The organism is Pseudomonas batumici (assembly GCF_036585405.1).
GTDB classification, from domain to species: domain Bacteria; phylum Pseudomonadota; class Gammaproteobacteria; order Pseudomonadales; family Pseudomonadaceae; genus Aquipseudomonas; species Aquipseudomonas batumici.
Genome location: NZ_CP144470.1, coordinates 1,807,114 through 1,833,059, shown reverse-complemented (window position 1 = coordinate 1,833,059; position 25,946 = coordinate 1,807,114). Strand labels below are relative to the sequence as shown.

Below are 25,946 nucleotides of genomic sequence, written 5' to 3'. Positions count from 1 at the left end.
TTTACCCAAAAAACGCTGTATGACCACTTGTTGCCCTATTTTTCTACTCGTATGATGACTGTCGACTGGCTCGTCTGATCCAGCACCCCCGCACACAAAAACAACCCGTGGGAGACTGTCGTGAACAACCCCCTAGATCCGTCCGCAACGGCGGAACGCGATTCCCTGCTGGCCGCCGCCGTGGCGAAGGTCAAGCGCCATGTGCTGCCGCTGTTCGTCATCATGTTCATCGTCAACTACATCGATCGGGTGAACATCGGCTTCGTGCGCACGCACCTGGAACACGACCTGGGGATCGGAGCCGCTGCCTACGGTTTCGGTGCCGGGCTGTTCTTCATCGGTTATGCACTGCTCGAAGTCCCGTCCAATATCCTGTTGCAGAAGGTCGGTGCCCGGATCTGGCTGACCCGCATCATGTTCACCTGGGGGCTGGTCGCCACGGCCATGGCCTTTGTCCAGAACGAAACCCACTTCTATATCCTGCGTTTCCTGCTGGGGGTGGCTGAGGCCGGGTTCTTTCCCGGGGTGATCTACTACTTCACCCGCTGGCTGCCGGGAGTGGAGCGGGGCAAGGCGATCGCCATCTTCCTCAGTGGCTCAGCCGTGGCCTCGCTGATTTCCGGTCCGCTGTCCGGTGCCCTGTTGCAGATCGAAGGCCTCGGCTGGCACGGCTGGCAGTGGATGTTCATCATCGAGGGCCTGGCGTCGGTGGTGCTCTGCGGATTCACCTGGTTCTGGCTTGACTCCACGCCTGCGGATGCGAAGTGGCTGAGCGTTGCCGAGCAGCAGCGGCTGGTACAGGCCATCGAGGACGAGCAGCACGAGCGCGATGCCTCGATGCCGGTCAAGCCGTCGATCTGGACCTTGCTCAAGGACCGCCAGATCCTGTTGTTCTGCGTGCTGTATTTCTGCATCCAGCTGACCATCTATGCCGCTACTTTCTGGCTGCCCAGCATCATCAAGAAGATGGGCCAGCTCACTGACCTGCAGGTCGGCTTGTTCAACTCGATTCCCTGGCTGATCTCGATCATCGCCATGTATGCCTTCGCGGCCGCCTCGGGCAAGTGGAAACACCAGCAGGCCTGGGTCGCCTCGGCACTGCTGATAGCCGCGCTGGGGATGTTCATGTCCACCACCGGCGGGCCGATCTTCGCCTTCGTCGCAGTGTGCTTCGCGGCGATCGGCTTCAAGTCCGCGTCGTCGTTGTTCTGGCCGATTCCCCAGGCTTACCTGGATGCGCGCATCGCCGCGGCGGTGATTGCCCTGATCAACTCCACGGGCAACCTCGGCGGTTTCGTCGCGCCGGCCACCTTCGGCTTGCTGGAGGAGCGCACCGGCTCGATCCAGGGCGGCTTGTACGGCCTGGCGGTGACTTCGGTGATCGCCGCGATCCTGGTGTTCTTTGCCCGCACCAAGCCCAAGCCTTCTCACACGCTACCGGGATCGGTCAGCCCGGTCTTGAACAAATCCCATTGAATACTGCGGTTGAACACAGGTACGAATCATGACGACAAACACCTTGAACATGGCCGGCCAGGCCCCCGTCATCACCGGCTTGCAGGTTATCCCGGTAGCTGGCCACGACAGCATGCTGCTGAACCTGAGCGGTGCCCATGGCCCGTTTTTCACCCGCAACATCGTGATCATCACCGACAGCAGCGGTCACACCGGCGTCGGTGAAGTCCCCGGCGGCGAGCGTATCCGCGCCACCCTGGAAGATGCCCGTTCGCTGTTGCTGGGGCAGTCCATCGGCAACTACCAGAAGCTGCTCAACCAGGTGCGCCGCACCTTCGCCGAGCGCGATGCCGGCGGTCGCGGCCAGCAGACGTTCGACCTGCGTATCACCATTCATGCGGTGACGGCGCTGGAAGCCGCGCTGCTGGACCTGCTCGGCCAGTTCCTCGGCGTGCCCGTGGCGGCCCTGCTGGGTGAAGGGCAGCAGCGCGATGCGGTGAAGGTGCTCGGTTATCTCTTCTACATCGGTGATCGTGGCAAGACCGACCTGGCCTACCGCCACGAAGCCGAGGCAGATGACGCCTGGTTCCGCCTGCGCCATGAGGAGGCCATGACCCCCGAGGCCATTGTCAGGCTGGCCGAAGCCGCCCAGGCGCGTTACGGCTTCAATGACTTCAAGCTCAAGGGCGGGGTGCTCAGCGGAGCGCAGGAGATGGAGGCGGTGACCGCCTTGGCCGAACGCTTCCCCCAGGCGCGGATCACCCTTGATCCCAACGGTGCCTGGTCGCTCAAGGAGGCGATTGCCCTGTGCCGTGACAAGCATGCCGTGTTGGCCTACGCCGAGGACCCTTGCGGTGCCGAGAACGGTTACTCGGGGCGTGAAGTCATGGCCGAGTTCCGCCGGGCCACGGGCCTGCCGACGGCGACCAACATGATCGCCACCGACTGGCGGGAAATGGGCCATGCGATTCAATTGCACGCTGTCGACATTCCCCTGGCCGACCCGCATTTCTGGACCATGCAGGGCTCGGTGCGGGTGGCGCAGATGTGCCATGAATGGGGCCTGACCTGGGGTTCGCATTCCAACAACCACTTCGATATTTCCCTGGCGATGTTCACCCATGTGGCCGCCGCCGCACCGGGTGAGATCACCGCCATCGACACCCACTGGATCTGGCAGGACGGCCAGGGCCTGACCAAGGATCCGTTGCAGATTGTCGACGGTTTTATCCAGGTCCCGCAAAAGCCGGGATTGGGCATCGAGCTGGATATGGATGCAGTGGCCAAGGCCCATGAGTGCTACAAGAATATGGGCCTCGGTTCGCGGGATGACAGCGTGGCGATGCAGTTCCTGATTCCCGGCTGGTCGTTCAACAACAAGCGCCCGTGCCTGGTGCGTTGAAGTCTTGCAGGCTTCCGCGCATTCGGCGTGACGATACAATGGCAGGCTTGAGAGGACGCTTGCAGAGAGGGTGTATGCCGACGTTTTACGACGCACGTGGGAATATCTATGCCGTGGCCAGCCCCGCTGAAGTACGCGGGTTGGGCCTGGATGTGCCTGTGCATGCCGAGCAGGCGGCGCTGCAGCGCCAGTCCTGGACGCTTGAAGCGGTGGAGGCACTCTGTGGTTGGGGCGGGCAGGCGCCTGCGCGAGGTGGCAAACACCATCGTTCGGATGGCTTGCTGGTCGGGCCGTTCCAGGCGCAAGCGCCGTTCGATCTGCTGATCGTCAATACCGATGGCACCCTGGCCGAGCGCAGCGGCAACGGCTTGACGATTTTCGCCCAGGCGTTGACCGAGCAAGGCTTGATGCCGGCTCGGGGCGGCTGTCTGCTGCGGGTCCATCACGATCAGCCGGGCGGTCTCACTCCGGTCTCCACCTCGGTCGAGCCGGCGCGGGTCGAGGATCAACAGGGGTTCTGGCTGGATCTGGGGAAGCCGGCGTTCGGTCCGGCGGCGGTGGCGGCCCAGGGTGTCGGCGAGGCTGAATTGAACGGCCGTCCCTTGAGCCATGTCGCGGGCTTGTCGAGCTTGAACGCCGCCTGGAAGCGCAGCCAGTTCGTGCGCATCGGTAATCCGCATTGCGTGACGCTGGTCGAGGATCCTGCGTTGCTGCCGAGCAATGTACAGATGGGTGAGTCGGCGCTGGAGCCTGGTCTCACGCGCCTCGCATTTGCTCCACCGACCGGTGCTGGCGAGCCCTGTCCGGCGGGGGTGAATCTGCAATGGGCAACCCTGGTGGCGCCGGGACATTTGCAGGCCCGGGTGTTCGAGCGTGGCGAAGGGCCGGCGGCATCCTCCGGTACCAGTGCCAGCGCAGTGGCCTGTGCCGCCTGGCGGGTCGGTTGGGTCGAGGCGGGCGAGGTCCGGGTCAGCATGCCGGGCGGTACGGCGCCGATCCGCCTGGTGGCGCTGGAGGATGAATTGCAGAGCGTCCATCTGTTTGGCGCGGCCCGGCGTCAACCCTGAGGGCGGTGCTCGCTGCCGACATCACGAGCAGAAAAAACGCCCCCTCGAGAGGTCCGTTTTGCCCTTGTCCGGCCCTGGCGGTTTTGGCTTGATGGATCGGCGAGGTTCAAGGCTGGCGAGTGCCTGTCTCGCTCGGCCCGTGAAAACAGGTGCGAATTTCCGACTCGTTTAAATGGAATTTACGATGAGAGCACTTAAAGGTTTATTCAGCACGCTGGTGTGTGCCGGGCTGGTTTTCAGCGCCGGCTCCGCTTGCGCTCAACTGCTGCCCGAGCCGGTCGCCAGGGAAAGGATCACGGCGTCCTCCGGTGCGACCGATGCGGTCGAATCCAGTCCGGCGGAACTGCTGGAAGGCAGTCGCACCGATTATTTTTCATGCTCGGTCGGCCCCTTCCGGGGGGAGCTCGAGGCCAGGGTGGTGTTCGCCTCCGCCGGCAGTACGGCTTACTTCGATGTCAGTACGGTGAGGTACCGGATTGTTCGCAGCGGCGGCCAGAGCGGCGGCAACAAGGCCAATGTGAACTTTCACCTGGATACCTTGAATAAACAGGGCGTGGTTCGGGCCAGTGACCCATACCGCTCGCCGGACGCCATGCGCCAGGACGGCAGTTGGCATCTGCTCGATGTCAACCGGATCGTGCGTACGGATTATCAGGGGGCGGTGACGTTCGAGTTCGTGTTCGACCGCTCGGTGGCCAGCGATACCCGTTGTGCCGCGCATAAAACCTACCAGTGGGCCGGTGCCTCGACCGCGCGTTCCAGCGCGGCCGACTGAGTTGACTCAAGGGGCATCGAGTCCTGGCGCCTCGCGGATCAGGAAGTGATCCAGGTTGTCGATTTCACAACTGAACACGCTGAAGGTCTGTTCCGGGTCTTTCTTGCTCGGCACTTGCTTCAATTGCGGCGTGACGCCGTAGAAGAAGCAATACAGGTCTTCAGCCTGGTCGATGACGCGCTTGATCTCTTCCAGGAACACTGTGCGCTGGCGGTAATTCTCGATCAGGTTCTTGCTCAGGTAGACATTGATCGAATAGCGCTTCTTGTCGGCCCACACCGGTTTGTCGAACACCACGCTGAAGCTGGTTCTGTAGTCCTTGATTTCCTTGATCTTGCCCCAGTAGATCAGGCCCTGGCGGTCCTGGCAGTATTCGACCTTCTTGAAGAAGGCGTTGTAGTTCAGGGTCAGGTCGCCAATGGTCAAGGGCATGCGTTTGAGCAGGTCCTTGTTGGCGTGGTTGGAGACGAAACATTCCACCGGATGGGCGAACACGCTGGTGCGGTTCGGTGGGGGCTTGGTTTCGTGGGTGGCGGCGGTGTCGACGACGGCTGCCGCCGGCTCCGTTGTTGGTTGTTCCGGGCGGGTGTTGCTGGCGGCCGGCGCCTTGCGTGTGTAGGTCCGGCGGGTCAGCAGCAGTTCGACGGGGAAGTTCTGTTCGCCTTCGATATCGTCCAGCGGCTGATCCGGATCGAGCTCACTCGGTGCGGTTTCCGCGCTCAGGTACGGGCAGTCCGCCAGGTGCCGGGTACTGGGCATGTTCTTGAAGTGCGGGGTCCGTTTGAAGCGCGGGTTGCTGGCGTTGTAGGTGGTGAGCCGGTTGCTGCTGTCGAAGGCCGCGCGGCAGGCATCGTTCGGGCACTGGAAGCTTTCCCGGCCTGAGTCGAACTCCAGCGTTTCATCGAAGTTCAGGTCGCGCACGTCATAGATCGTCAGTTTCTCGTCGAGGCTGACGCAATAGGCCTTGTCAAACTTCATGGGCGGTCCTGCCAGTGCAACTGCGCCGGTTCGCGTCTCACCAGGACCTGGCCGTTGCGGATCGAATACAGCGGCAGGCCCTGGCTGCGGATCATCTCGTAGTCGCTGTCCGCCGAGAGGATCAGCAGGTTGGCCGGGCGTCCGACTTCCAGGCCGTAGCGGTCGCCCAGGGCCAGGGCCTTGGCGCTGTTGTCGGTGACCAGGTCGAGGGCACTTTGCAGGTTGCGATAACCGAGCATATGGCAGATATGCAGCCCGGCCTCCAGCACCCGCAGGATGTTGCCGTTGCCCAGCGGATACCAGGGGTCGACGATCGAGTCCTGGCCGAAACAGACATTCATCCCGGCGTCCAGCAACTCGCCGACCCGGGTCACGCCGCGGCGTTTCGGAAAGTTGTCGAAGCGTCCCTGCAGGTGAATGCTCTCGGTGGGGCAGGACACGAAGCTGATCCCCGAGGCCTTCAGCAGACGGAACAGCTTGGCGCAGTAGGCGTTGTCATAGGAGCCCATGGCCGTGGTGTGGCTGGCGCTTACCCGCGAGCCCATGTCGCGGCTGCGGGCTTCTTCGGCCAGCACTTCGAGGAAACGCGAGTGCGGGTCGTCGGTTTCGTCGCAATGAACATCCACCAGGCAGCCGGTTTTTTCCGCCAGGTCCATCAGGAACTTCACCGAGGACACACCCTGGTCCCGGGTGTATTCGAAATGCGGGATGCCACCCACCACGTCGGCGCCCAGGTTGATCGCCTCGACCATCAGCTCCCGGCCATTGCGATAGGACTCGATGCCTTCCTGGGGAAACGCCACGATCTGCAGGTCGATCAGGTGCCGGGTTTCCTCGCGCACTTCGAGCATGGCCTTGAGTGCGGTCAGTTGCGGGTCCGTGACGTCGACATGGGTTCGCACATGCTGGATGCCATGGGCGGCGAGGTGGCGGATGGTCTTTTTGGCACGGGTCTTGGTGTCGTCGTGGGTGATGGTCGCCTTGCGCTCACCCCAGCATTCGATGCCTTCGAACAGGGTCCCACTCATATTCCAGCGCGGTTCGCCGGCGGTGAGGGTGGCGTCGAGATGGATATGCGGTTCGACGAAAGGCGGGGCGACCAGGTTGCCCTGGGCATCGAGGTCGTTCGGGCCGGCGCTCAACGGGCCGGTTTGCGGGGTGATGCTCGCGATCCGTGCGTGTTCCAGGTGCAGGTCATACAGGCCTTCGCGGTGACGCAGCTTGGCGTTGAGGATGTGCATGGGCGGGGTCCTTGTCGTACGTGTCGTCATAAGGTATCCGAAGTCTGCAGGAAACTGCTCGGAGATCGCCCGAGAACTCGCCGGAACATGGTCGAAAACGCCGCCGGGCTCTGGTAGCCGAAGTCCAGGGCAATCCGCGTGACCGACTCGCCTTGACTCAACCGGGCCAGGGCGAGGACCACGCAGACCCGTTGCCGCCATTGGGAAAAGCTCAGTGCGGTCTGGTCCTGGAACAGTCGCCCGAAGCTGCGCAGACTCAGATGCAGGCGGTCCGCCCAGGCCTGGGGCGACTGGCGGATGTCCGGTTGCTCGATGAAGGCCTGGCACAGCGGCAGCAGGCGCGGGTCCTGGGGCAGCGGGATATGCAAAGGCAAGCTGTTGGCGCGGGCCAGTTCATGCAGCAACAGGCTGATCAGCGCGCCATCGCGGCCCTGCGCGTTGTAGTCCACCGGCATATCGACGGCGGCGATCAGCAATTGGCGCAGCAGGGCCGAGACTTCCAGCACTTGGCAGGCCTGGCTCATATTGCTGATGGCGCCGGGCTCGACGTACAGGCTTCGGGTGCTGACACCGAGCATCAGCACCTGATGGGGGACCTCGGGGGAATCCATACGGCGCGCTGCGGCGGGACGATCCAGTTGCCGCCATCGGTGAGCACATGCATCACGCCCGTGGCGCCATAGAGCAATTGCGCGCGACGGTGCTGATGACGGGCCAGCAGGTGCCCGTGGGGGTAATCGGTGCCGATGGCGATTACAGCCTGGGGCAGGTGATCGAACAGGGCGAGGGAGGTGTTGCGCATGACGGTGCTTGTCTGGCCGAAACGCAAACAGTATTGACGGACTTGCGCAAGCACGCCAAGTGTCAGCTGCTTAAGGTTGGGGTTCTCTCTTCCTGTAAGGACCTGACGTGATGCTTTATGGGCTGTTGGCACTGTTTGGCGGGCTGGCTGGTGTGACCAGTGTGCTGTTCGGTTTTGGTGGCGGTTTTGTGGTGGTGCCGTTGTTGTACTGGACCTTGAGCGGTAGCCCGGACCCGGCGATCAGCGCGGCGGCGATGCAGATCGCCGTGGCCACCTCGACCTGTGTGATGATCGTCAATGCCCTGATCGCCACGGGCAAGCACCGACGTGCCGGTAATCTGCGGCGCGCCTATATCTGGCCACTGGCGGGGTTTATCGGGATTGGCTCGGTGCTCGGTGCGGTGCTGGCGAGCCTGGTCAGCAGTGAGGCGGTGCGTTGGGCGTTTATTGCTTATCTGGCGTTGACCATTGTCGATTGCCTGGCGCGGCGCGGGTTCATGCAGCCAGGCGCGACGCTTCTGGCGCGACCGCCAAAGCCCGCCGTTACGGTGGGCGGTGGCCTGCTGATCGGTGTCGTGGCGACCTTTCTCGGTGTCGGTGGCAGCGTCATGACGGTGCCGTTGTTGCGGCGCAGCGGCCTGAGCATGAGCCTCACGACGGCCATGGCCAATCCGCTGAGCGTCCCTGTGGCGGTGGTCGGGACTCTGACCTATGTCGCACTGGCCGGGTTCCGGCCACTGGGGCTGGGGCCATGGTTTGCCGGGTATGTGGATCTGCTGGCGTTCGCGGTGTTGATCCTCGGATCGCTGGCGGGGATGCGACTGGCGACGCCGTTGATCGGGCGCATTCCAGATCGGCTACATGCCAGGGCCTACATCGGGTTGCTGGTGTTGGTGCTGTTGGCGATGCTACTGAACTAAGTCGATTCCCGAGAGTAAGCCAGACCTTTTGTGGGAGCGGAGCTTGCCCGCGAAGGGAGCGCCGCGGTTTTCCTGACAAACCGCAGTGTCCCCTTCGCGGGCAAGCTCCGCTCCCACATCGCTTGCGGTGTGCTCCAGATCTATACGGTCAGCAGGCGTTCACGCAACTTGGCGACCTCGTCGCGCATCTGCGCCGCCGCCTCGAATTCCAGGTCGCGGGCCAACTGGTACATCTTCTCTTCCAGCTGGCGAATACGCTTGGCGATCTCGCTCGGCGAGCGCAGTTCGTTTTCGTAGCGGGCGCTTTCCTCGGCGGCCTTGGCCATGCCCTTGCGCTTCTTGCTGCGCGAGCCGGGCACGGTGGCGCCTTCCATGATGTCGGCGACATCCTTGAACACGCCTTTGGGCGTGATGCCATTGGCCAGGTTGAAGGCGATCTGCTTGTCGCGCCGGCGCTCGGTCTCGCCGATCGCCCGTTCCATGGAGCCGGTGATGCGGTCCGCGTAGAGAATCGCCCGGCCGTTGAGGTTACGCGCCGCCCGGCCGATGGTCTGGATCAGCGAGCGCTCGGAACGCAGGAAGCCTTCCTTGTCCGCATCGAGGATGGCCACCAGCGACACCTCGGGCATGTCCAGGCCCTCGCGCAGCAGGTTGATCCCCACCAGCACATCGAAGGTGCCCAGGCGCAGGTCGCGGATGATTTCCACCCGTTCCACGGTGTCGATGTCCGAGTGCAGGTAGCGCACCCGCACGCCGTGGTCGGCGAGGTAGTCGGTGAGGTCCTCGGCCATGCGCTTGGTCAGGGTGGTGACCAGCACGCGCTCTTCCAGCGCCACCCGCTTGTTGATTTCCGAGAGCAGGTCGTCGACCTGGGTCAGCGCCGGGCGGACCTCCACCTGCGGGTCCACCAGGCCGGTGGGGCGAACCACCTGCTCGACGACCCGGCCGGCGTGTTCGGCTTCGTAGTTGCCGGGGGTGGCGGAGACGAAAATGGTCTGCGGGCTGACCGCTTCCCACTCGTCGAAGCGCATCGGCCGGTTGTCCAGCGCCGAGGGCAGGCGGAAACCGTATTCCACCAGGGTTTCCTTGCGCGAGCGGTCGCCCTTGTACATGGCGCCGACTTGCGGAACGCTGACGTGGGATTCGTCGATCACCAGCAGCGCATCCGCCGGCAGGTAGTCGTAAAGGGTCGGCGGTGCTTCGCCGGAGGCGCGGCCCGAGAGGTAGCGCGAGTAGTTTTCGATGCCGTTGCAGTAACCCAGCTCGAGGATCATTTCCAGGTCGAAGCGGGTGCGCTGCTCCAGGCGCTGGGCTTCCACCAGCTTGTTGTTGTCGCGCAGGTAGTCCAGGCGCTCCTTGAGCTCCTCCTTGATCCCGTCGATGGCATCGAGCAGGGTTTCCCGCGGCGTCACGTAGTGGCTTTTCGGATAGAAGGTAAAGCGCGGCAGCTTGCGGATCACCTCGCCGGTCAGCGGGTCGAAGGCCGAGAGGCTTTCCACTTCGTCGTCGAACAGCTCGATCCGGATCGCTTCCAGGTCGGATTCGGCCGGGTAGACGTCGATCACGTCGCCGCGCACCCGGAAGGTCGCCCGGGCGAAGTCCATGTCGTTGCGGGTGTATTGCAGGTCGGCCAGGCGGCGCAGCAGGGCGCGCTGGTCGAGCTTGTCGCCACGGTCCACGTGCAGGACCATCTTCAGGTAGGTTTCCGGGCTGCCCAGGCCATAGATGCAGGACACCGTGGTGACGATGATGGCGTCCTTGCGCTCCAGCAGCGCCTTGGTCGCCGACAGGCGCATCTGTTCGATATGGTCGTTGATCGACGCATCCTTCTCGATAAAGGTATCGGAGGAGGGCACGTAGGCTTCCGGCTGGTAGTAGTCGTAGTAGGAAACGAAATACTCCACGGCGTTGTTCGGGAAAAACGCCTTGAACTCGCCGTACAACTGCGCGGCCAGGGTCTTGTTCGGCGCCAGCACCAAGGTGGGCCGTTGCACCTGGGCGATGACGTTGGCGATGCTGAAGGTCTTGCCCGAGCCGGTCACCCCGAGCAGGGTCTGGTGAGCCAGGCCGGCTTCGATGCCCTCGACCATCTGACGAATGGCTTCGGGCTGGTCGCCGGCGGGCTGGAAGCGGGTGACGAGCTGGAATTCGGACATAACCTACCTCTGGGTTCGTTCCCGCCTGACAGTCACGGCAAAAACGAGAAAGGGTCTCTTACGACCGATGTCGTAGGGAAAAACCATGATAATGCTGGATATGGTGCTTGGTACGACAGCTTTCAAGGCAATCCTAACCCAGACACCTTGTTGCAATTGGACGGGCGTGCCGCAAATAAATCAAAAAACTTGTCGGATTCCGACAATAGTCGGTCGCCCTGACCGGTGATGGCCTCTATACTAGCTCCCCGTTTGTGCACCGCTCTAGTGCAATCGGCTGGAGCGTTGTCACCCCCTCCATCCTCCATTCAGAGCCGCCGCAATAATGAGCCTGTTCTCCGCTGTCGAAATGGCACCACGCGATCCTATCCTGGGCCTCAACGAAGCATTCAATGCCGATACCCGTACTGACAAGGTCAATCTGGGTGTTGGTGTTTACTGTGACGAAAGTGGGAAAATTCCACTGTTGCGGGCCGTTATCGAAGCCGAGACCCAGCGCGCGGCTCAGCATGCTTCCCGTGGCTACTTGCCGATCGACGGGATTGCCGCCTACGACAAGGCCGTGCAGACCCTGTTGTTCGGTCAGGACTCGCCGCTGATCGCTTCCGGTCGTGTCCTCACCACCCAGGCGGTCGGCGGTACCGGCGCGCTGAAAATCGGTGCCGACTTCCTCAAGCAACTGCTGCCGAACGCCACCGTGGCCATCAGTGACCCGAGCTGGGAGAACCACCGCGCGCTGTTCGAAACCGCCGGTTTCCCGGTGCAGAACTATCGTTACTACGATGCCGCGAGCAACGGTGTGAACCGTGCCGGTCTGCTGGAAGACCTCAACGCGCTGCCGGCCAAGTCCATCGTCGTGCTGCACGCCTGCTGCCACAACCCGACCGGTGTCGACCTGACTCCGGCCGACTGGCAAGACGTGCTGAACGTGGTCAAGTCCAAGGACCTGGTGCCGTTCCTCGACATGGCTTACCAGGGCTTTGGTGATGGCATCGATGAAGACGCCGCCGCCGTGCGCCTGTTCGCCGAGTCGGGCCTGACCTTCTTCGTCTCCAGCTCGTTCTCCAAGTCGTTCTCGCTGTATGGCGAGCGTGTCGGCGCACTGTCGATCGTCAGCGAATCGAAGGAAGAGTCCGCCCGTGTCCTGTCCCAGGTCAAGCGCGTGATCCGCACCAACTACTCCAACCCGCCGACCCATGGTGCGAGCATTGTCGCGGCAGTGTTGAACAGCCCTGAGCTGCGCGCCCAGTGGGAAGCGGAACTGGCGGAAATGCGCCTGCGCATTCGCGGCATGCGCATGCAGATGGTCGACCTGCTGGCCCAGCACGGCGCCAAGCGTGACTTCAGCTTCGTCGGTCGCCAGCGCGGGATGTTCTCCTACTCCGGCCTGACCGTCGAGCAAGTGGCCCGCCTGAAAAGCGAGTTCGGCATCTACGCGCTGGATACCGGTCGTATCTGCGTGGCGTCGTTGAACCAGCGCAATATCGAGGCCGTGGTGAAGGCGATCATCCAGGTGATCTGACCTGACCGGTAATGCCTTGGCGTCATGAAAAAGACCTGCAGCGATGCAGGTCTTTTTTTTCGCCTGGAGAAACATGAGCGGCAACTTAAAACTCGGTGAAGAAAGTTTCACTGCCGGTTAATTCAGTGTTCATCAAGGCAGCGAGCAAAAAAATATATATAGGTGGCGGCAATTACAATAATGATCCATCCGCCACTTCCTTCGATATTTCGAAGATTGTCCTTGCCCTCGGGCACTTCCTGCCCTTCACCGTTTTACGTTTCCACCCCTTCGCGCGGAGGACGGCGCGTGCGCCGCCGTTCGCACTGACAAGAGGGTGAAACATTATTAACCAGGGGAATAACAATGATATCGACCAAACTCAACTTCCTGACGCTGGCGGTCTCGCTGGGCGTGGCCCAGGCCGCCATGGCGACCACGGTCACGGATCAGGACGAGGCCAAGGGGTTCGTCGAGGACAGCAGCCTCAACCTGCATCTGAAGAACCAGTACTTCGACCGTGACGTGAAAAACGGTCCGGCGGACAAGAAGGACTGGACCCAGGGCATCTTCGGCAACTACAGCTCCGGTTTCACCCAGGGCACTGTCGGCTTTGGCGTGGACGCCTTCGGTTACTGGGGCATCAAGCTCGATGCCGGCGCGGGCACGGCCGGTACCGGTAACCTGCCGGTGAGCCGCAGCGGCGAGCCCGAGGACGATTACGCCAAGGCCGGCGGCGCGGTCAAGATGCGGATTTCCAAGACCGAGTTGCTCTACGGCGATATGCAACCGACCGCGCCGGTCTTCGCCGCCGGCGGTACCCGCCTGATTCCGCAAACCGCCACCGGCTTCAACCTGCTCAGCAGCGAGATCAAGGACCTGGACCTGGAAGCCGGGCACTTCACCAGTGGTACCGGGGTGGTCTCCACCAGCAACGATCATTCGCTGTATGCCACGTACGCCAACGTGACCACCAGCGCCGTCAACTACCTCGGCGGCAAGTACAAGGTCAACGACAACCTCAACTTCACCCTCTACGGTTCCGAGTTCGAAGACGTCTGGCGCCAGTACTACACCAACGGCAACTACACCCTGGGGATCTCGCCGGGGCAGTCGCTGAACTTCGACTTCAACCTGTACCGGACCAATGACGAGGGGGCAGCCAAGGCCGGGCCGATCAACAACACCGCGTTCTCCTTCGCCACCGCCTACACCTTCCTGACGGCGCATACCCTGACCCTGGCGTTCCAGAAGATCCACGGCGACACGCCGTTCGACTATGTCGGCTTCGGCACCAACGGCCCGGGCGATGGTGGCGACTCGATCATGCTGGCCAACTCCGTGCAGTACTCGGACTTCAACGGCCCGGGCGAGAAGTCCTGGCAGGCGCGCTACGACCTGAACATGCTGAGTTATGGGGTGCCGGGCCTGAGCTTCATGACCCGCTATATCTACGGTGACGATATCAACGGCACCCGGATGGCGGCGGACAGCGCCTATAACCAACTGCACTACGGCGCCGATGGCAGGCACCACGAGACCGACTTCGAAGCCAAGTACGTCGTGCAAAGCGGTCCGGTGAAGGATCTGTCGCTGCGTCTGCGCCAGTCGTTCCACCGTGCCAACGCCGACCAGCCTGAAGGCGACAACAACGAACTGCGTCTGATCGCCGATTACCCTATCTCGATCTTCTGATCAGGGGTGGGAAGAGGAGGGGCGGTCAGGCCTCGGCGTCTGTCCGCGCCGCCTCCACGCGATTCCTGCCCGCGCGCTTGGCCTGATACAGGGCGGCATCCGCCAAGCCATAGGCGCTGTCGAAACCGGTGCCCATGGGGCTGGCGCTGACCCCGAAACTCGCGGTGATCCGCCGGTTGACCGGCTGCCCGAAGACATGCGAGGCAATGCTGTCACGCAGGGTTTCGGCCAGGCTGAGGCCTTCCTCGAGCGTGCCGGCGGGAATCAGTACGGTAAATTCCTCGCCGCCCACGCGGCCAATGAATCCCGCATTGCCCACCGCCCGGCGCAAGCAGCCGACGATGCCTTGAATCACCGCGTCGCCCGCGGGATGGCCGAACTCGTCGTTGATCTGCTTGAAGTGGTCGATGTCCAGCACCACCATCACCGCACCGGTCTTCTGCAAGGCTTGCACGGTCAGGTCAATGATCGCGCCACGGTTCAGCACGTCGGTCAGCGCATCGTGGGTGGCGCGGTATTCGAGTTGGCGGGCCAGGGTTTGCAACTGGGCGTTGAGGGTATTCATTTCGCGCTCGGCACGGTCGCTGCGCCGTATCAGGCGGCGCGTCTCGCGCATCAGCCGTTCGAAGTGCACGGTCAGGTCGCCGAGTGCCTGCTGGTACACCGGGGCGTCAGCTTCAGTCAGGGCCAGAATCGAACGGGCGTGTTCAAGGGCGTCAGTTTCGCTTCTGAACAGGTCGGGTACCGCGTCATCCTGTGCGCCGGCGGAAGTGACTGAAGCAGTCATGCTCATCATCCTTCTCGGGGACTCATTGCAGAGTCGTTGCGTGGTCGTTGAAGGTGATGGCGGTAAAGTCGGCCTTCAGCTCTTCACCGAACTCGAAAATCGTTTCGTCTTCTTCATCGTGGTACCAGTTCACCTGCATCTCGTTACCCGATTGAGCGGCCTTGTCCAGCGCATCGAAAATGCTGAACAGCATCTTGGTGCTGGAGCTGTTGAAATAGGCCAGCGCGATATGGGTGGTGATGGTGGTGTCCTCGCGGGTGGCGAGGTAGCTGCGCAGTTGCTGGAGGACGGGGGTATAGAAGGCAGCGGCATTTTCCGGGTAGGACTCGCCTTTTATCGTCAGCAGATTCTGATCGAAACGAAAGTCGACTTCCGGTGATGTGGCGGTTGCTTCAACGTAGAAATTATCCATGGCGATTGCGTCCCTCTACTTAGATAGTGGCTTTAAGGCAGAACAGCGTGGTTCCCGGGTCGTCCGCTCTCGGGTAGAAATCGAATTCCAGCGGCGCGCAGGCGTCGCGCGCCATCGTCAGGAAACCCAGGCCCGCGCCCTTGCTGCCCTCGGGGGTTTCCGCGCGCAAGGTCACTTTGTAGGCCTGCTTGATCTCCTCGAGCGACATGTTGCGCAGGGGTTCGAGTTTTTCCCGCAGACGGTCGACGTCGCTGGTGGCGATCGGGTTGGCACAGAGCATCAGGTGGCGATCACCCTCTGCGCTGATGCACACCGCGCCCTGGCGCAACGACGAGTCTTCGCAAGGGTCGGTGGGCAGCGAGTCGGAGGAGTAGTGAATGATGTTCTGCGACAGTTCGACGAAGGATGAAAACAACTTGCGTCGCGTCGGCCCATTCACACCCGAGATTTCCAGTTGCAGCCTGACCACCTCGGCCATCGCGGTGATGATGGTGTGGGAGAAATAACCCATGTGATAGAAAATCACGTTGCGCTGTTGGGCCAGGTCGAAGAAGTGGCAGTCGGAGTGAGCAGCATTTGAGTTAATCATGATCGTTTCCAAGACGCGCGCAGAAGAGGGTGAGGTCGTCACGCCGGGCTTGCTCTCCCTGCCAATTGGCCAGCGTGCGTTGCAGGGCTTCGCAGATGACGGTCGCTGGCTGATTGCGGTGTTCCAGTATCGTGTCGAAGGCCTTGCTCTTGCCGAAGGCAATGTTGCGCGGGCCGCCGATCTGGTCGGTCAAGCCGTCGGTGGCAATGAACACCAGGCTGGCCGGCGCCATCGTCACTCGGCTCACCGGCCATTGGTAGTCGATGTCGCTGTCCACGTAGCCGACGCCCACGCGTTGGCCCGCCAGGGTTTCCAGCTGTTGGGCGTCAGGTGGCAGGAGGTAGAGCGACATGCGCGCGCCGGCAAAACTCAGGGTCTGGCTGGCGCTGTCGAACCAGAAGAAAGCGGCATCCAGGCCATCGTCGGACTCGGGGGTTTCATCGACACCCTGGACCTGTCCCAGCAGTTCCTTGACGCTTTTGTTCACCGCCGACAACAGCGCTCCGGGATCACGGGGGCCGAGCTGGACCAGTGCCTGGGTCAGCGAGGAGGAAGCGATCAGGGTCATGAAGGCGCCGGGAACGCCATGCCCGGTACAGTCGGCAATCGCCCCGAACCAGCCATCGGGGTAGGCGCAGAAATGATAGAAGTCGCCACCGACGACATCGCGCGGCTCCCACAACAGCACGGCATCGTCGAGGGTCGACTTCAGGGTGTCCCGAGAGGCGCGCAGCATGGCGCGCTGGATAACGCTCGCGTACTCGATGCTCTGCATGATCTGGCGATTTTTCTCGGCCTGCATGGCCGCAACCACTTCCATCAGTTGCAGGCCGTTGCCCAATCCGGCGAATTGGCCGTCGCGGGTGATGATAAAACCGTCCGCCAGGGTCTTTTCGCCAAACTCCACGGTCTTGAAGGTCAATTCTTCAATGCTCATTCCGGCATCGACGATCAACGGCTCCTTGTCCATGAAGGCAATGCAGCTTTTCTTGTCGTACAGCTCGCGATGAAACGGCTTGCTCATCATCGACAGGAAGATATTGCGGTTGATCAGGCCGATCGGGCGCTCGTCTTCCAGCACCGCCAGGCAGGCGATTTCCTTGCGCGAGGTGAAGGTTTCCATCACTAGGGCATTGGTGCTGCTGGAGTCGATCGCCGGGACTTCAATGCATAAATCACCTGCGCAGCGATGATCTCTGGGCCGCTGTGGACGCATAAAGGGGAAGTTTTCTGCGTGCATGCTGGGGTCGCCGGGCAAGGTGAAGGCACAATGCTATCTGCGCAATATGAAGCTTATATGACGGCTTGCGGTCTCGCGCCGTTGCGGTTTCCATGGATGCCAGACCGTGTATCACAGTGTGTACGAGCGGGTGGCGGATACATCCCGCGACTTCTCTCCCGGTTCCAGGACACAGAAGGGATACACGCTCGCGATTAACTTTGCGGGTCGAACAACGCAGCCCACGACGCTGCCGGTTCGCTCCATCCATTGTTGATCGGGAGATGTCCATGAAGCGCCCCTACGCGGCCCTTGCCGCCACCCTCGCACTCTCGCTGACGGTCCTCGCCAGCACCGCCCATGCCGCCGATGAGAGCCCCAAGGAAAAATGCTACGGCGTGTCCAAGGCTGGCCAGAACGACTGCGCCGCCGGCAAGGGCACGTCCTGCGCCGGTACCGCCGAGGCGGACTACCAGGGTAATGCCTGGGTGCTGGTGGACAAGGGCACCTGCATCCAGATCAAGACGCCCAAGGGTGTTGGCTCCCTGACGGAGCAGCCATGAGTCGCGGCAACAGCGGCGCGACTGCCGGCCTGATGCGCCTGCTGTCCGAGCCCCTGTTGCTGTTGGTGGCGCGCCTGGGGATCGCTTCGGTGTTCTTTCTCTCGGGGCGCACCAAGGTGCAAGGCCTGCTGACGATCAAGCCGTCGACCTACGTGCTGTTCCGTTCGGAGTACTTGTTGCCGTTGATCCCGTCCGACCTGGCGGCGCACCTGGCGACCTATGCCGAGCACCTGTTTCCGATCCTGCTGGTGCTGGGCCTGCTGACACGACCGGCCGCCGCCGCACTGCTGGGAATGACCCTGGTCATCGAGATCTTCGTTTATCCCGATGCCTGGCCGACGCACCTGACCTGGGCCGGCCTGCTGTTGCCACTGATCGCTTATGGCGGCGGTCATTGGTCGCTCGATGCGCTGTTACGACGCCAACGTTCGTAACGCCACCACGAATGTTCAACCATCACATCAGGCCCTGGTGGCCTGTGGGGAAATACCATGCGCAAGATTGCAACCCTGGCCCTGACCGCACTGGCCCTGGCCACACCGATGTTTGCCGGCGCCGCCGATGCGACGCCGCCCACCGGCGCGAAAAACATCGTCATCGTCCACGGCTCCTTCGTCGACGGATCGGGCTGGCGGGTCGTTCACGACATCCTGATCCACAAGGGCTACAAGGTCACCGTGGTGCACCAGCCGGCCACGAACCTGGATGAGGACGTCGCCGCCACCCGTGAAATCCTCGACCAGCAGGTCGGTCCGGTGGTGCTGGTCGGCCACAGCTCCGGCGGTGAGGTCATCGGCATTGCCGGCGAGCGCGACAAGGTCAAGGCGCTGGTGTATGTCGCCGCGCTGCAACCGGAGTTGGGCGAGAGCCTGAACCAGTTGCTGGGTTCCATGCCGTCGCCGAGCAATGACATCCACGCCACCCGTGACGGGCACCTGTTCGTCGACCGCGCCAAGTTCGCCGAAGACTTCGCCGCCGACCAGACCACCAATCGCACCGACTTCCTCGCGGCCTCGCAAGTGCCGGCCAGCAGCGCCACTTTCGGCGCGCAGAACTGGGGCGCGGCCTGGCATGAGAAACCCAGCTACGGGATTGTCGCCACTGAAGACAAGGCCCTGAACCCGGATCTGCAGCGCTGGATGTACAAGCGCGCCGGTTCCATCGTGACCGAGATCAAGGGCAGCCACACGCTGTACATCTCGCAGCCCGAAGCGGTGGCGAAAGTCATCGAGCAGGCCGCGTTGAACGTCAAGTAACGCCCATCCGAATCTGAATCATCACTGCTGTCACCCTGACTGAACCTGGAGAAACATCATGGCTACCACCGCATCCCGTTTGAGCATTGCCACCGCCGCCGCGCTGATCGCACTGGCGTCCGCTTCCTTTGCCGTATCGGCCAGTGCCGCCGAGAAAGAGCAGCCGGGCCGCTGCTACGGCGTCAACAGTTGCAAGGGCGAAAGCCTCTGCGCCACCGCCAAGAACGACTGCAAGGGACTGAACAGCTGCAAGGGACAGGGCGTCATCGTCAAGACCCCGAGTGAATGCCTCAAGGCCGGCGGCACCCTGACCGAGCCGAAGTAAGGGCAGGGCACCGTCCCTGTAGGAGCTGGGCTTGGTCCGGGCGGCGTTCCGACGAAGCTCTTGGCGCTCTCACTGGCCCCTTCGCGAGCAAGCTCGACTCCTACAGGTTCCGTGGTGTTTGCAAGACGGTATTCCTTCTCTCAAACCGAGGACGCGCGATGTCCACTTCCATTTTCTCGGGCTATGGCCTGGGCCTGCGCAAGGAGCACTATCGGGATTTCCTGGAGACCCGGGTCCCGGTCGATTTTGTCGAGGTGATCTCGGAGAACTTCATGGTCGACGGTGGTCAACCGCGGCATATCCTGCGCCAGATCCGCGAGCGTTATCCGGTTGCGCTGCACGGTGTCTCGATGTCCGTCGGTTCGGCGGACGGGCTTGACTCCGCTTACCTGCATCGCTTGAAGGCACTGGTCGACGAGATCGAACCCGTGTTCGTGTCCGACCACCTGAGCTGGTCGCGCATCGATCACTTCAATGCCCATGACCTGCTGCCCGTGCCCTATACCAACGAGGCCCTGGATCTCGTCTGCGCAAATATTTCCCGGGCCCAGGATGTCCTGGGCCGCACCATGCTCTTTGAAAACCCTTCCAGTTACCTGGCCTTCGGCGGCGCTTCGATGACCGAGTGGGAATTTATCGCCGCCATGTCCAAGCGCACCGGCTGCGAGCTGCTGCTCGACGTCAATAACCTCTTCGTCAGCGCGAGCAATCACCACTTCGACGCCCTGGCGTTTCTCGATGGCCTGCCGACCGACCGGGTGCGGCAGATCCACTTGGCCGGCCACAGCCAGGGCAAGGAATTGCTGATCGATACCCATGACAGCCCGATCCGTGCCGAGGTCTGGGCGCTGTACCGCGTGGCGATAGACCGCTTCGGCCCGCTGGCGACCATGATCGAGCGCGATGACCGGATCCCGCCGCTGGCCGATCTGCTCAAGGAACTGGCGATCGCCCGCACCCTCGGTGCCCTCGATGGACGGGCCTGCTCACGGAGTGGCGTATGAACCTGGCGCAATGGCAACGGACGTTGCGTACCTGGCTGGTCAGCGCCTCGGAGGAGGCGGCCACCCACCTGGGGGACTCGGCGAGGGCTGGCTTGTCGGTCTACCAGAACAACTATCGTGCGCAACTGGTGGGCTGCCTTGAAGAGGCCTTTCCCCAGGTCCGCGCATGGATCGGTGCAGAGGCCTTTTTCGCCGCCGCGGTCAGCCATATCGATCAGTATCCGCCCCACGCCTGGACCCTGGATGCCTATCCGCGGGAGTTTGGCGCGACTCTGGCGCGGCTGTTTCCCGACAACCCCGAGGTGCACGAACTGGCCTGGATCGAGTGGGCACTCGACGAATCGTTCGTGGCCGCCGATGCCGAGCCGCTGTCGATAGAGGCACTGGCGAGTGTCGATTGGGAAACCGCCAGCCTGAGATTCACCCCGTCCCTCAGGAGTCGTGCCCTGGGCACCAACGCCGAGCCGATCTGGTCGGCCCTCAGCGAAGGGCTGCCGCCGCCCGCTGCTGAGCGGCTGGCCGAGGCGGCGGGCCTGCTGGTCTGGCGCCGACAGTTGAGCGTGCGCCTGCGGCCCGTCGATACGCTGGAACACCAGGCACTCCTGCACCTGGGGGAGAACGGCCGGTTTGCCGAGCTCTGCGAATGGCTGGTCGAACGCCTCGGCGAAACCGCAGGCGTCGCCAAGGCCGGATCGCTGCTCGCCAGTTGGCTGGCCGCGGAACTGATCGTCGCCGTCGACTGATCGGGCAGGGGTTGACTTCTCTTTTTATATCAGTAACATAGGCGCCATTCCGCAATAGCTCAGTTGGTAGAGCAAGTGACTGTTAATCACTGGGTCCCTGGTTCGAGTCCAGGTTGTGGAGCCAGATAAAAGAAAAGCCTGCAGCGATGCAGGCTTTTTTTTGCGCGTTTTTCAGCTTCGCCACCTGCAGGCCCGGGGGCTCAAGGCCCCCAGGCTGCGTGATCGCCTCAGCGACGATCCAGCCACACCGTCTGGGCGTTGCAGAATTCGCGTACGCCGAAGTGCGACAGTTCACGCCCGAAACCGCTTTTCTTCACGCCGCCGAAGCTGACGCGCGGGTCGCTGGCGCTATAGCCGTTGATGAACACGCCGCCGGTTTCCAGCTCGTCGGCCAGCTGGCGGGCCAGATCCAGATCGGCCGTGTAGACGGTTGCGGTGAGCCCGAACTCGCTGTCATTGGCCAGTTCCAGCGCATGGGCAGCATCCCGTGCGGTGATGATGGACGCCACTGGACCGAACAACTCCTGCTTGAACGAGGTCATCTGGTCGGTGACATCGGCCAATACCGTGGGCTCGTAGAAGTTGCCGGAGCCTTCGACCTTTTTACCGCCGAGCAACAACGTCGCACCTTGTGCCAAGGTGTCCTGAACCTGTTGATCCAGTTCGTCACGCAGATCGAAGCGGGCCATGGGACCGATATAGGTGTCGGCGGACATCGGCTCGCCGACCACCAAGCGGCGGGTGGCTTCGACGAACTTGTGGGTGAAGGCTTCGACGACGCCTTGCTCGACAATCAACCGCTTGGCGGCCGCGCAGACCTGCCCGGTGTTCTGGTAGCGGCCGATCACGGCGGCCTTGACCGCTTCGTCGAGGTCGGCATCGTTGAGCACGATAAAGGGGTCCGAGCCGCCCAGCTCCAATACACTCTTCTTCAAGGCCGCACCGGCCTGCGCGCCGATGGCCATGCCGGCTCGCACGCTGCCGGTGAGGGTGACCGCGGCGATGCGCGGGTCGGCAATGGCCCGGGAGACGCCGTCCGGGGTGACATTGATGACTTCGAAGACGCCTTCGGGGAAATCGGCACGCTTGAAGGCGTCCAGCAGCAGGTAAGCGCTGCCCATGACGTTGGGCGCATGCTTGAGCACGAAGGTGTTACCGGCCAGCAGCGTCGGCACCGCGCCGCGCAGCACCTGCCAGATCGGAAAGTTCCACGGCATCACGGCGAGGATCGGACCCAGCGGGCGATACTCGATGCGCGCCTTGCCGCCTTCCACCTGGGTCGGTTCGGCGCTGAGCATGGCGGGGCCGTGTTCGGCGTACCACAGGCAGAGTTGCGCACACTTCTCGATTTCCCCACGGGCCTGGGTGACGGGCTTGCCCATCTCCAGGGTGATCATCTCGGCCATCGCCGTGGCGTTGTCGCGCAGGGCCTGGGCCAGGGCGATCAGCAACTGCGAGCGTTGCTCCAGCGCTGTACGCCGCCAGCGCGAGAACCCGGCCGCGGCACGGGCCAGGGCGGCATCCAGGGCCGCTTCTGACTCGAAAGGGTAGTGGCCGACCTGTTCGCCGTTGGCGGGGTTGATCGACAGGGCATGGGTGAGGCTGGAAATCGAAGACATGGCACCGTCCTGCTGGGGTGGGAACGGTCTCAGATTACGGTGGCATTGCTTTTCTGGAAACTGAATAATAGTGAGTCTATCGTTCACGATTGGAGAATGACTTGGATCTGGTCCAGTTGGAGATCTTCAAGGCCGTTGCCGAGCACGGCAGCATCAGTGCGGCCGCCCAGCACATCCATCGGGTGCCGTCGAACCTGACCACGCGGATCAAGCAGTTGGAGCTGGATCTGGGGGTGGATCTGTTTATCCGCGAGAAGAGTCGCCTGCGGCTGTCACCGGCGGGCTGGAGTTTCCTCGATTATGCCCGGCGCATCCTCGACCTGGTTCAGGAGGCGCGGGCCACCGTGGCCGGTGAAGAACCGCAGGGCGCCTTTGCCCTGGGCTCGCTGGAGAGCACGGCGGCGGTGCGTATTCCGCAACTGCTGGCGGCGTATAACCAGCGCTATGCCAAGGTCGAGCTGGACCTGTCCACCGGTCCGTCCGGGACCATGATCGATGGCGTGCTGTCCGGCCGCCTGGTCGCCGCGTTTGTCGACGGGCCGGTGCTGCATCCGGCGCTGGAGGGGGTACCGGCGTTCGAGGAAGAGATGGTGCTGATCGCGCCGCTCCAGCATGCGCCCATCCAGCGGGCGCAAGCCGTCAACGGCGAGAGCATTTATGCGTTTCGCGCCAACTGTTCCTATCGGCACCACTTCGAAAGCTGGTTCGCCAAGGACGGCGCGGTGCCCGGCAAGATCCACGAGATGGAGTCCTATCACGGCATGCTCGCTTGCGTGAGCGCCGGCGCCGGCCTGGCGCTGATGCCCCGCAGCATGCTCGAGAGCATGCCCGGCTGCAGCACCGTGAGTGTCTGGCCGTTGACCGAGTCCATGCGCTATTTGCGCACCTGGCTGGTGTGGCGGCGGGGCACGGTGTCGCAGAGCCTGAGCATGTTTGTGCGCTTGCTCGAGGAGTGCGGTGTGGTCCGCGAAGAGCGCTGAGACGATTGGGGATCCGGCCCGACGCGGCTTGGCGCGGCGGGCCGGGTCCCGTCTAGCCGGCCTTGACCGCGATGAAGGACGCGACCAGTCCGGCCGGTTTGCCGTTGTGGGGCTTGACCCGGATCACCGAGCCGGTGATGGCCGCCACCTGGTTCACGCCGTTGGGCCAATGTTCGGTCAGTGAGCCGTCATAGTCGTAGAAATAGTCCTGTGTCGAGGTGCCGGGGCGACCGCTGCCGACGATGTGCACGTGGGCCGCGAAGCTGCCGTATGCGGGGGTGATGACGCCTTTCAGGTCCATGACTGCGTTCGGGCCGAAGCTCAGCTCGCCGATGAATTCCCGATCGGCGGTGTTCTCTACTTGCCACACGCCTTCGGCGAACAGCAGCGCCGCCAGTTTCGTCGGGTCGCCGTCGGTCAACGCCGGGTCGTTGAGAAAGCTTCTATAGGTCCATTTGCCGGCAAAGGGATTGCGCATGATGGGTGATTCCTTATCCGTGTTGTCCAGTGACTGGGTGGGTGTGCTGCGTGTGCGTCATGCCTTGCGTTCGAGCACTTGTGCGATGGTCCCGGCCATGCCGGGAAAGCTGCAGGTGCTGCCGTCGCCGGGGTTGTAGACCGGTGGCCGGGCCACCGAAGGGTCACCGCTGCTGACGGGGGGACGGGGGTTGTACTGGATCGTCAGTTGCACCGTTTCGGCGACGATCCTGTTGGATAACAGCTCGATGATTTTCAGGGCCTCATCCAGGCCCGACGAAATGCCGCCGCCGGTGATGCGTTGCCGGTCGATTTCAAAACGCGGATAGCCGGGCACCACCTCGATCTGCGGAAACAACTTCAGGCAGGCCAGGAACGCCCAGTGCGTCGTGGCCCGGTAACCGTCGAGCAAGCCGGCCGCGGCGGACAGCAGCGCGCCTTCGCAGACCGATACGGCGAAGTGCGCGGCCTCGCCTTGCTGCCGCAGCCAGTCCATGCGCGTGTCGTCGAGCATCAGGCGCTGCAGTGCACGCGGGTCGCCACCGGGCACCCAGAGCAGGTCGATCGGATCGGTGTGCTCGCTGAACAATGGAAAATTGCCGCCCAAGGGCAACTTGTCCCGGGTCATCACAGAGGGGCCGTCGAGCGAGATCACGCGGACTTCCCGGGTCGGTGCCTGGGGGTTGAGGTCCGGTTCGAGCTGCGCCATCCAGTTGAACAGTTCGTAGGGCGCGGACAGGTCGAGCAGGTCGACACCGTCGTAGACCAGAATGCCGATCAGGTACCGTTCAGAGGCGGACATGGCTCCCTCCCTGGGGAAGACCGCGCGACGAACGCGTGTGCGTCGTCGGGTGGTATAGCTTCCTGCTAGTCGGCGTGGCGCGGCCCGTACGTCAGAATCCTGGAACTTGTCCGTGGGGATCGAGGCCGTGCAGCGCTACGTCTGGGGGAGCATAGTCGGCGTTATCGGGGAGCAAGGTCTGTTCGTCGGCAACAAGGGCGAGTTGCCCGCTGCTTTGACATCGGGGAGTCAAGGGATTAACTTCGCGGCTTTTTATCCGGGACTCCAAAGGGTTGCGGGCAGTCGCAACCTATTGTTAAGGAAGGGCACGATGGCGGAAATGGCACAGCAGGACGATTTGTTTCAGACCGACAAGCGGCTCTCCCTCAAGCCGGTGACGGACTTCAATGCCTTTCTGCTCCAGGCGTTTGCCGACGGGGCTTGTAAATGCCTGCGTTGCGTGGAGGCCGCGGGCGTCGAAACCGGCTATGCCTTCCAGCACACGTTCGAGCTGGGCAAGCGGGTCAACCGCCAGTTCGCCCGGACCAGCCCAAGCGAGGTCCTCCTGGCGCTGAAGAAGGCCTGGTTGTCGTACTTCAAAAGCGAGCTGGAGATTCCCGGTGCGTTGGAGCTGTCCAGGGTGCATGAGTTCGTGAAGCCCGAGTTGCACGTTCGGTTGCGTCCGCTGCTGCTGGCCTGCGGCCTGATCGTGGAGCAAGAGGGCGGGTGGGTGTTGCAGGCAGTTTCGGAATGATGCGTGGGCAAGGCTCCCACGAAGATTAATATTCACTTAACCTGTCGACGCTTAAGTAACCTATCCTTTAGCGCAATCCCTTTCATTGGCGTATTCGATGTTCAGGTTTCAGCTGATCTTGACCCTGGTGCTCAGCCTGATGCTGCCGATCTTCGGCAGCATGGCCGCGGCCGCGTCTTTTGCCGAACCTTGTCCGATGCCGTCGATGAACCACGCCGGGTCGAAAATGACCCACTCTCCCTGCTGCAATGACATGGAGCACGGCGCTGTCTCCAAGTCGTCCTGCAAGTCGGGGGAGGAATGCAAGATCGGTGGGCTGCTCCAGGTCCTGACGATCAAGAGCTTCACCCCGCTTGCGCCTCTTCCGCTCACCCTGCAACCGCCAACTGTGCTCCAGCCCGAGCCGGCTACTTTCTGGCGCCCTCCGCGTTACGTCTGATGCCCT

Annotated in this window: 26 protein-coding genes, 1 tRNA gene and 1 pseudogene; 17 read left to right on the top strand and 11 right to left on the bottom strand. The window is 62.7% G+C overall.

Going from position 1 to position 25,946, the window contains the following annotated elements:
• Positions 1-120 precede the first annotated feature (120 nt).
• The 4 genes from NUH87_RS08095 to NUH87_RS08080 all read left to right on the top strand — a co-directional run bounded on the left by NUH87_RS08095 (position 121) and on the right by NUH87_RS08080 (position 4,699).
• On the top strand, positions 121-1,476 hold the full coding sequence (locus NUH87_RS08095; protein WP_338525545.1) for an MFS transporter: 1,356 nt from the start codon (positions 121-123) through the stop codon (positions 1,474-1,476).
• A 28-nt stretch (positions 1,477-1,504) separates the two neighbouring features.
• Complete coding sequence (gene gudD, locus NUH87_RS08090) at positions 1,505-2,857, top strand: glucarate dehydratase (RefSeq protein ID WP_338525544.1); 1,353 nt, start codon at positions 1,505-1,507, stop codon at positions 2,855-2,857.
• 74 nt (positions 2,858-2,931) lie between these two features.
• On the top strand, positions 2,932-3,924 hold the full coding sequence (locus NUH87_RS08085) for a diaminopimelate epimerase (protein WP_338525543.1): 993 nt from the start codon (positions 2,932-2,934) through the stop codon (positions 3,922-3,924).
• A gap of 184 nt (positions 3,925-4,108) precedes the next feature.
• Entirely contained in the window at positions 4,109-4,699 is a 591-nt protein-coding gene (locus tag NUH87_RS08080; RefSeq protein WP_338525542.1) for a hypothetical protein, read from the top strand.
• 6 nt (positions 4,700-4,705) lie between these two features.
• Here NUH87_RS08080 and NUH87_RS08075 read toward each other — a convergent pair whose 3' ends face one another.
• The 3 genes and pseudogenes from NUH87_RS08075 to NUH87_RS08065 form a co-directional block, all read right to left on the bottom strand.
• Positions 4,706-5,677 carry a hypothetical protein gene (locus NUH87_RS08075; RefSeq protein ID WP_338525541.1) on the bottom strand — a complete coding sequence of 324 codons (972 nt, stop codon included), beginning with the start codon at positions 5,675-5,677 and terminating at the stop codon, positions 4,706-4,708.
• The gene (gene codA, locus NUH87_RS08070; protein WP_338525540.1) at positions 5,674-6,918 is read right to left on the bottom strand and encodes a cytosine deaminase; all 1,245 of its coding nucleotides are present in this window, start codon (positions 6,916-6,918) and stop codon (positions 5,674-5,676) included. Before codA ends, NUH87_RS08075 begins: the two co-directional genes overlap by 4 nt.
• 26 nt (positions 6,919-6,944) lie before the next feature.
• Positions 6,945-7,720 (bottom strand): annotated as a pseudogene (locus NUH87_RS08065) (AraC family transcriptional regulator).
• A 110-nt stretch (positions 7,721-7,830) separates the two neighbouring features.
• On the opposite strand from NUH87_RS08065, the gene NUH87_RS08060 reads away from it, so the two are divergent.
• On the top strand, positions 7,831-8,640 hold the full coding sequence (locus NUH87_RS08060) for a sulfite exporter TauE/SafE family protein (RefSeq protein WP_338525539.1): 810 nt from the start codon (positions 7,831-7,833) through the stop codon (positions 8,638-8,640).
• 140 nt (positions 8,641-8,780) lie between these two features.
• Here NUH87_RS08060 and uvrB read toward each other — a convergent pair whose 3' ends face one another.
• Positions 8,781-10,796, bottom strand: a complete 2,016-nt coding sequence (gene uvrB / locus NUH87_RS08055) for an excinuclease ABC subunit UvrB (RefSeq protein WP_040063055.1) — start codon at positions 10,794-10,796, stop codon at positions 8,781-8,783.
• A 325-nt stretch (positions 10,797-11,121) separates the two neighbouring features.
• Here uvrB and NUH87_RS08050 point away from each other — a divergent pair, with 325 nt between their 5' ends.
• A complete protein-coding gene (locus tag NUH87_RS08050; protein WP_338525538.1) occupies positions 11,122-12,318 on the top strand; it encodes an amino acid aminotransferase in 1,197 nt (398 codons plus the stop codon).
• A gap of 345 nt (positions 12,319-12,663) precedes the next feature.
• Positions 12,664-13,992, top strand: a complete 1,329-nt coding sequence (locus NUH87_RS08045) for an OprD family porin (protein ID WP_338525537.1) — start codon at positions 12,664-12,666, stop codon at positions 13,990-13,992.
• 25 nt (positions 13,993-14,017) lie between these two features.
• Here the strand turns inward: NUH87_RS08045 and NUH87_RS08040 are convergent, their stop codons facing one another.
• The 4 genes from NUH87_RS08040 to NUH87_RS08025 are packed head-to-tail and all read right to left on the bottom strand — an operon-like array spanning position 14,018 to position 16,996.
• Positions 14,018-14,779: a GGDEF domain-containing protein gene (locus tag NUH87_RS08040; RefSeq protein ID WP_338525536.1), complete on the bottom strand. Its 762-nt coding sequence runs from the start codon at positions 14,777-14,779 to the stop codon at positions 14,018-14,020.
• A 22-nt stretch (positions 14,780-14,801) separates the two neighbouring features.
• Positions 14,802-15,191 (bottom strand): DUF1987 domain-containing protein, encoded by a 390-nt coding sequence (locus NUH87_RS08035; protein WP_040063049.1) that lies wholly within the window; start codon positions 15,189-15,191, stop codon positions 14,802-14,804.
• Between the two features lie 19 nt (positions 15,192-15,210).
• Positions 15,211-15,780 (bottom strand): SiaB family protein kinase, encoded by a 570-nt coding sequence (locus tag NUH87_RS08030; RefSeq protein WP_052451034.1) that lies wholly within the window; start codon positions 15,778-15,780, stop codon positions 15,211-15,213.
• The gene (locus tag NUH87_RS08025) at positions 15,773-16,996 is read right to left on the bottom strand and encodes a SpoIIE family protein phosphatase (RefSeq protein WP_338526758.1); all 1,224 of its coding nucleotides are present in this window, start codon (positions 16,994-16,996) and stop codon (positions 15,773-15,775) included. Before NUH87_RS08025 ends, NUH87_RS08030 begins: the two co-directional genes overlap by 8 nt.
• Before the next feature lie 293 nt (positions 16,997-17,289).
• Between NUH87_RS08025 and NUH87_RS08020 the strand changes: the two genes are divergently transcribed.
• The 7 genes from NUH87_RS08020 to NUH87_RS07990 all read left to right on the top strand — a co-directional run bounded on the left by NUH87_RS08020 (position 17,290) and on the right by NUH87_RS07990 (position 21,014).
• Positions 17,290-17,562, top strand: coding sequence for a DUF2282 domain-containing protein (locus NUH87_RS08020; protein WP_338525535.1), 273 nt, complete (start codon positions 17,290-17,292; stop codon positions 17,560-17,562).
• Positions 17,559-17,996, top strand: coding sequence for a DoxX family protein (locus NUH87_RS08015; RefSeq protein ID WP_338525534.1), 438 nt, complete (start codon positions 17,559-17,561; stop codon positions 17,994-17,996). The genes NUH87_RS08020 and NUH87_RS08015 overlap by 4 nt, the downstream gene beginning before the upstream one ends.
• A gap of 57 nt (positions 17,997-18,053) precedes the next feature.
• A complete protein-coding gene (locus tag NUH87_RS08010; RefSeq protein WP_338525533.1) occupies positions 18,054-18,818 on the top strand; it encodes an alpha/beta hydrolase in 765 nt (254 codons plus the stop codon).
• Between the two features lie 58 nt (positions 18,819-18,876).
• Positions 18,877-19,143, top strand: a complete 267-nt coding sequence (locus NUH87_RS08005; protein WP_338525532.1) for a hypothetical protein — start codon at positions 18,877-18,879, stop codon at positions 19,141-19,143.
• A 158-nt stretch (positions 19,144-19,301) separates the two neighbouring features.
• The gene (locus tag NUH87_RS08000; protein WP_338525531.1) at positions 19,302-20,147 is read left to right on the top strand and encodes a DUF692 domain-containing protein; all 846 of its coding nucleotides are present in this window, start codon (positions 19,302-19,304) and stop codon (positions 20,145-20,147) included.
• Positions 20,144-20,890 (top strand): DNA-binding domain-containing protein, encoded by a 747-nt coding sequence (locus NUH87_RS07995; RefSeq protein WP_338525530.1) that lies wholly within the window; start codon positions 20,144-20,146, stop codon positions 20,888-20,890. The genes NUH87_RS08000 and NUH87_RS07995 overlap by 4 nt, the downstream gene beginning before the upstream one ends.
• A 48-nt stretch (positions 20,891-20,938) precedes the next feature.
• Positions 20,939-21,014, top strand: a tRNA-Asn gene (locus NUH87_RS07990).
• 103 nt (positions 21,015-21,117) lie between these two features.
• Here NUH87_RS07990 and NUH87_RS07985 read toward each other — a convergent pair.
• The gene (locus tag NUH87_RS07985; protein WP_338525529.1) at positions 21,118-22,509 is read right to left on the bottom strand and encodes an aldehyde dehydrogenase family protein; all 1,392 of its coding nucleotides are present in this window, start codon (positions 22,507-22,509) and stop codon (positions 21,118-21,120) included.
• Between the two features lie 101 nt (positions 22,510-22,610).
• Between NUH87_RS07985 and ptrR the strand changes: the two genes are divergently transcribed.
• Positions 22,611-23,489, top strand: coding sequence for a putrescine utilization regulator PtrR (gene ptrR, locus NUH87_RS07980; protein ID WP_338525528.1), 879 nt, complete (start codon positions 22,611-22,613; stop codon positions 23,487-23,489).
• 52 nt (positions 23,490-23,541) lie between these two features.
• On the opposite strand, the gene NUH87_RS07975 is transcribed toward ptrR, so the two are convergent.
• Positions 23,542-23,967: a hypothetical protein gene (locus tag NUH87_RS07975; protein WP_040063031.1), complete on the bottom strand. Its 426-nt coding sequence runs from the start codon at positions 23,965-23,967 to the stop codon at positions 23,542-23,544.
• Positions 23,968-24,024: 57 nt separating this feature from the next.
• Positions 24,025-24,768: a DJ-1/PfpI family protein gene (locus tag NUH87_RS07970; protein ID WP_338525527.1), complete on the bottom strand. Its 744-nt coding sequence runs from the start codon at positions 24,766-24,768 to the stop codon at positions 24,025-24,027.
• A 310-nt stretch (positions 24,769-25,078) separates the two neighbouring features.
• On the opposite strand from NUH87_RS07970, the gene NUH87_RS07965 reads away from it, so the two are divergent.
• Together NUH87_RS07965 and NUH87_RS07960 are read left to right on the top strand one after the other, a co-directional pair.
• The gene (locus tag NUH87_RS07965; RefSeq protein WP_040063027.1) at positions 25,079-25,501 is read left to right on the top strand and encodes a hypothetical protein; all 423 of its coding nucleotides are present in this window, start codon (positions 25,079-25,081) and stop codon (positions 25,499-25,501) included.
• Between the two features lie 97 nt (positions 25,502-25,598).
• Entirely contained in the window at positions 25,599-25,940 is a 342-nt protein-coding gene (locus NUH87_RS07960; RefSeq protein ID WP_338525526.1) for a hypothetical protein, read from the top strand.
• Positions 25,941-25,946: the final 6 nt, after the last annotated feature.